The organism is Bacteroides sp. D55t1_190419_B8 (genome assembly GCF_015558905.1).
GTDB lineage: Bacteria > Bacteroidota > Bacteroidia > Bacteroidales > Bacteroidaceae > Bacteroides > Bacteroides vicugnae.
This window is the reverse complement of the sequence record NZ_JADMOU010000057.1, coordinates 1-5,110: the sequence shown is the minus strand read 5'-3', so window position 1 is coordinate 5,110 and position 5,110 is coordinate 1. Positions and strand designations below refer to the sequence as shown.

Here is a 5,110-nt window from a genome sequence, read left to right as displayed (position 1 = left end):
TGTTGTCGATTTTTAAGTTCGACACAAAGGTAAAAGAGATTAGAGGTTGGGACAAGAGCCATACAGTGAGTGCTTACCAATAAAATCCATATTGGCGAATTCTATGTCAAAGTTTATAAACCGCTATATTGGTTGAATTTATGACTCCTTGTCATGAGATTGTTCTCCATATCCATAACCGTAACCATAGCGCTTACCATAACCATAGAACTTGCCATATTTACCATAACCGTAATAATAACCGTATTTTCTTCTTTTCAGATCCAAACCATTGATTACAGTACACAGGCTAGGTAATTTATCTTTTTTAGCAAGTTCGTTGATCAAAGTATACTCGTTTTTATGAGTATAGTCTGCACGGCAGACATAAACAGACAGGTCAGCCACACGTCCTATCAACAAGGTATCAGTTACCATACCAACAGGAGCTGTATCCAGAATCACATAATCATAATTCTTCTTAAGAGTTTCAATCGCTTTATCCAGTCCATCACGGGCCAATAATTCGGTAGGATTAGGAGGAACTGTTCCACCGGGAAGAATATACAGATTTTTACTGACATCGGAAAGCTGTACTAAATCCATCAAGTTCTTTTCCGGATTAGCCAAATATTGAGTTATACCAACTTCTTTTCTCGGAATATTAAAAACCTTATTCAAACCCGGTTTACGAATATCAAGACCAACGATTACTACTTTCTTCCCTAATAAAGAAAGACTAATAGCTAGATTAGCAGAAATGAAAGATTTGCCCTCACCACTAACTGTAGAAGTAACCAAAATCACCTTCTTATCATTTTCAAGCATAAACTGAAGATTCGTTCGGATATTTCGGAAGGTTTCACTCATCAGGTTATTTTGATTCTCAAATACAGCAATAGCTCCCTGTTTTTCATCAGTCAATGGAATATCACCAACAATAGGCACACAAGTAAGCCTTTCTACATCAGAACGACCTTCAATCTTGAATTTGGTTAATTCGAGCAGGTAAATAATCCCCACCGGAATTCCGACTCCTAACACTAAAGCAACCAGATAAATTATCTTACCTCTAGGAGATACAGGAGTATCATCTGCTATAGCGTCATCTATAATCTTCGCATTATTGGCAGTAGCAGCCAAAGTTATAGCATTTTCCTCACGCTTCTGAAGAAGCATCAGATAAAGTCCGGCCTTTATCTCCTGTTGACGTGCAATACTCACAAACTCACGCTCCTGGCCAGGTGCCTCACTAATGCGACGGGAATAACGGTTCGCCTCACGATCCAGATCAGCTTTTGTGATATATAATCCACGCAACACCCTGTCTAAAGATACTTGTACATTCTCTTTCATTGCACTAATGCTAGTATCAAGATTTATAATGGTAGGATTATTCTGCGTTGATGTACGTAATAAACGTTTCCTCTCAACAAGCACATCATTATAACGGTTGATAGCAGCAGCAAGATTCAAATCCTGCAATCCTATATTACTGGGTAGAACCTCATAACTTTCATTTTGCATATATTTCTGCAGATCCTGCAGCAAATTAATCTGGGTTTGATTCTCCACACGCTTCTTTTCATATTCAGCACTACCCGTCAAAGCAATTTGTGCATCACTGGTTAAATCTGTAATACCTGCCCCACGTTTGAAACTTTCCAGATCCTTTTCCGTACTACCCAGTTCTTTGGAGATAATACTAATACGTTCATTGATAAATTCAGCTGTTTTCTGTGCCACTTCATTCTTATCATTATTCGTATTGATATTATACATCTCCAATAACTTATTAATAAAATCCTTGCCGCGTTGTACATTTGAGTTTTTCAATGATATGACAGCCACAGAAGTGGTTTTGGAAGTGGGTTCAATCGTCATATTCTTGCAATACCCTTTCGCTACAGCCAAAGGTTTATTAATTGTTGCTGTAATATTGCGTGTAGTCTTTTTTGAATCTGTAGTTTCTTCCAATATTCTTTTAGAAGACAATACAGAATCCGGTGTCAGGAAAAAGGCTAATGTTCCTTTGTTGGTAGGAAAAACAGCCGGCAACTTTTCGAAATGTTTCTGATATTCAGCATCGCCTATCTTCACATTCACATCCATACTTCCCTGTGGTTGCAATGTCATCTCCACAATCATCGGTTTCTCCAACAAGTCAGCCTCCTGTGGAGTCATGCTCACTTGCACAGGCGAAGTCTTATACATATTCCTGGAAAGAAATTCATCCTCATCCGTATAAGAAATATAGAGGCCCAAATCTTCAACCACCTCTTTGACGATAGTCTTGGAACGGAGCACTTCAATCTCGTTATCAATATTCTGTGAAGAAGACATCAAACCATCCAATCCCAAACTCTCTAGCCCAGAAAGCATTCCGGCGCTACCTCCCTTTTTATCGTCCTTTATTAAAACCGTAGCAGATATGTTATACACAGGAGTAGCTATATACAAATAGACCCATGCCGCAATCAAGCATACCACAACCGCCCCCACAAACCAAGGCCAATGGAGCAAATACTTAAACAGCAGTTCCTTGACATCTATACTTTCTTCTTTAGGCTCTTGTGTTCCGTTGAATTCTGTTTCTTTCATTACAAATCGTTATTTTAAGATGTTTACTAATAGGCTGACAACGGATACCAAGATAGAGGTAGCGGAGAACCAGAGGCTGGTACTATTGCCCACATCAGAATTTCGAGCCTTTGCTTTATTGGGAGTTACATAAACAATATCATTCTGTTGTAACCAATAGTAAGGTGAAAGAATCGTTTCGGCATTATTTAAATCCAAAGTGACAATTTGCTGTTTGCCATTCGCGTCCTCACGAATCAGCTTCACATTATCACGAAGACCGTATACCGTCATATCACCAGCCATGGCCAATGCCTCCAATAGATTCACCTTCTCATTAGAAATAGTAAATGTACCCGGTCGAACAACCTCTCCAATGACTGATATCTTATAATTTACCATACGTACTGTAACAATAGGATTTTCTTTCATATAAGGCTTCAATTTATCAACGATTAACTGCTCTGCCTGTTTCTTTGTAAGCCCTCCAACTGTCAGTGCTCCTAATACTGGAAAAGATATTTTCCCTTCATTGTCAACCAAATATTGTTGTAACACAGGCTGAGTAGTAGTGTACTGTATTGATAAATTAGACGGGCTGGCAATTGTCAAGTTAAAGGGTGCAGCTAGTTCCGGACTCGTACACGAAACCACAATTGTCAATAAATCTTTCGGCATGATCTTTGCATCATAAAGAGTTTCCTGCTGAGTAGCTTGATTGACTGCTTCCACGTCTTGCAAATAAGGTACCTTTTTATAAGATTGACATGCTGCTAATAAAAAAGACAACAATATCACACATATTAGTTTATTTACTTTTTCCATATTCTTATCATCTTATTCACTTTTAAAAGTAATATCATCTGTAGGGGGGTATATAAATTCAAACTCTAAAGTTCTTGCCAGCCCCTCTCCTAAAGAATAAGGAGCTTTAAAAACAGAAGAATGTATTTTAGCAGCATCAAATTCAGTTGTTGCACAAAACTTCTTCACACGCACAGAACTTACTGCCAATTTCTTACGAGTAATGCAAGCAAATATATCAAAACAATATCCTCCTATCATGCCCAACCAATAAGGGAAATGAGTAGCCGGAATATGTTTATTCATAACTTTGCTAACATGAGCCACCAGTTCATTCATTGTAAAATCCGGCTTGTCAACATAATTAAACACATTATAACCTGTCCGAACCTCATCAATCATGTATTTTACAAAAGCAACAACATTACCGACATAAGCCATTGACTTTTTATTGTTTCCAGAACCAATCATTAGAAACTTTCCACTCGCAATTTGCTTTAATAAATTGTACACATTGCCTCTGTTACGTTCTCCAAAAATGACTGTTGGACGAATAATATCAATATTCCAATCCGGATGTAACTTATACCATTCATGCAAAATTTGCTCTGCCTGCCATTTACTTTTCCCATAGTGATTAAACGGATCTGCCGGATATTCTTCATTTGGATTCTTTTTATTTAGACCATATACTGCAACAGATGAAAAAAAAATGATTCGTTTTATATTATTTTTCTCCATTGCTTTTAATGTCTTTTCTATACCACCTACATTTGTATCATAATAAAGAGATACCGGAACAACATCATCCCGATGCTGTGCTGCTAATAAAACAACACATTCAGCCCCTTCCAATTTCTTATCTAAATAATCCTGATCACGTACATCACCAATTGCTGTAACTTCTGGAAAGAAACGACTTTGTTGCAAATCAATATTCAACATCTCATACCTTTGTGCTTTTTTCAAAAGTGTAATCAAACGAGTCCCGACAAAACCTGACGCACCAATTAAAGTTATTTTCATGTTTTTTACTAATTATCTTTTCACTAACAATTTACAAATTACAGACATCTTTAAATTTCACGCATAGTTTCGCATAATCATATTTTTCGGCTGCTTTTTTCGCTTTATTACATATTGTCTGATACTCATCAGAAGGCAAGTTTTTAAGCGAAAGTATAGCAGCGGCATAATCCTGCGGATCAGTTAACTTACAGTCTATGCCGACACCCTCCTCTAATATGATACTGTATGGCATTCCCACATTACAACATAATGGTTTACCACTTGCCAGTCCCAAAAACATCTTATTCATACTGCCACCATACTTCCCGAAATTAGTAGAATAATTCAGAGCATTCACATCTGCTTTTGAAAGTATATATGGCACATACTCGGGTGATGTCCATTTTGCTTTAAATTTTACGTTTGTAATCTGTTGTTCTTCACAATAATGCTCTAAAAAAGCCCTATCCTCACCATCACCATAAATCAAGACCTGCACATTATTATTCTGCAATATTTTAGCTGAATCTATAAGCAGTTTAAGATTATTTGCCAATCGAATACTTCCCAAATAAATAATATTGAAAGTTTTATCGTTTGCCAAATCAAAATCTTCTACTTTGTATCTTTGCATGTTAACATTAAACTCAGACAAATCAATAGTAAGCACTCACTGTATGGCTCTTGTCCCAACCTCTAATCTCTTTTACCTTTGTGTCGAACTTAAAAATCGACAACA

General features: G+C 37.1%; 4 protein-coding genes. All 4 read right to left on the bottom strand.

The genetic code is table 11. The annotated features are described in order from the left end of the window. Positions 1-138: 138 nt before the first annotated feature. Genes I2I13_RS24215 through I2I13_RS24200 form a run of 4 tightly spaced genes read right to left on the bottom strand, consistent with a single transcriptional unit; the run spans position 139 to position 5,005 of the window. Positions 139-2,580, bottom strand: a complete 2,442-nt coding sequence (locus I2I13_RS24215; RefSeq protein ID WP_195650741.1) for a polysaccharide biosynthesis tyrosine autokinase — start codon at positions 2,578-2,580, stop codon at positions 139-141. A gap of 9 nt (positions 2,581-2,589) precedes the next feature. Continuing rightward, positions 2,590-3,384 (bottom strand): polysaccharide biosynthesis/export family protein, encoded by a 795-nt coding sequence (locus tag I2I13_RS24210; protein ID WP_148367496.1) that lies wholly within the window; start codon positions 3,382-3,384, stop codon positions 2,590-2,592. 12 nt (positions 3,385-3,396) lie between these two features. After that, entirely contained in the window at positions 3,397-4,389 is a 993-nt protein-coding gene (locus I2I13_RS24205) for an NAD-dependent epimerase/dehydratase family protein (protein ID WP_004300024.1), read from the bottom strand. Positions 4,390-4,420: 31 nt separating this feature from the next. Next, positions 4,421-5,005: a glycosyltransferase gene (locus I2I13_RS24200; protein WP_229128719.1), complete on the bottom strand. Its 585-nt coding sequence runs from the start codon at positions 5,003-5,005 to the stop codon at positions 4,421-4,423. Between the last annotated feature and the right edge of the window lie 105 nt (positions 5,006-5,110).

Excerpts from the sequence above, each read along its gene's own strand:
- I2I13_RS24215 (WP_195650741.1), bottom strand. The coding sequence starts at position 2,580 with ATGAAAGAAACAGAATTCAACGGAACACAAGAGCCTAAAGAAGAAAGT.
- I2I13_RS24210 (WP_148367496.1), bottom strand. The coding sequence starts at position 3,384 with ATGGAAAAAGTAAATAAACTAATATGTGTGATATTGTTGTCTTTTTTA.
- I2I13_RS24205 (WP_004300024.1), bottom strand. The coding sequence starts at position 4,389 with ATGAAAATAACTTTAATTGGTGCGTCAGGTTTTGTCGGGACTCGTTTG.
- I2I13_RS24200 (WP_229128719.1), bottom strand. The coding sequence starts at position 5,005 with ATGCAAAGATACAAAGTAGAAGATTTTGATTTGGCAAACGATAAAACT.